Here is a 959-nt window from a genome sequence, read left to right on the forward strand (position 1 = left end):
CTTTTTAGACGCAGTTTGTACGCACATAGTTGATATCGATTTCAGCAAAATGAGTATTTACTCGGGTAACTACACTTTCTGGTACGAATCTAGTCAACTTGCTTTAAAACAACGTAGTGATCAGAATAAAAAACTGGAGGAGAAAGTTAAAGAACTTCAGGAATTTATTCAGCGCTTTAGTGCCAATGCATCTAAGTCAAAACAAGCAACTTCACGTAAAAAAGCTTTAGATAAAATAGATATCTCTGAGATTAAAGCTTCAAGCAGAAAATATCCTGCCATTCTGTTTAATAATCTTGGCAGAGAAGCCGGAGATCAGATTTTACAGGTAGAAAATCTTTCTTGCACTTTAAATGGCGATGTGATGTTTAGAAACATCAACTTCATGGTAAATAAAGGTGATAAGATCGCTGTTCTTTCTCAAAACAGTCTTGCTACCACTGCATTCTACAATGTATTAACCGGACGTGAGAAAAACTATACAGGTGAGTTTAAATTTGGAGTAACCATTAACGTTGCCGACATTCCAAATGACAACACTCCATATTTTGCAGGTAAGGATGAGAATTTGGTTGACTGGCTTCGTGAATATTCAGGGACAGATCAGGATGAACAGTTTGTAAGAAGTTTCCTTGGCAGAATGCTTTTCTCCGGAGAAGAGGTACTTAAAAATGTAAAGGTATTATCAGGTGGTGAAAAAATGCGTTGTATGTTCTCGCAAATGATGTTAAGACACGCGAATCTATTGTTATTTGATGAGCCGACCAATCACCTTGACCTTGAATCTATTACTGCATTAAACAATGGTTTAAAAGATTTTAAAGGAACAGCATTGTTTACCTCACGAGATCACGCATTAACTGAATCTGTAGCGACCCGAATCATTGAATTAACTCCTAACGGAACAATTGATAAGATGATGACCTACGATGAATATATTTCAAGTGAAGATGTAGCAG

1 protein-coding gene is annotated in these 959 nt (G+C 36.5%); it reads left to right on the top strand.

The window, feature by feature from the left end; translation table 11 throughout:
• The coding region (locus AC1DG9_RS27335) for an ABC-F family ATP-binding cassette domain-containing protein (RefSeq protein ID WP_477635731.1) at positions 1-959 on the top strand (959 nt) is incomplete at both ends.

This window comes from Pedobacter sp. 05L430 (assembly GCF_056397585.1).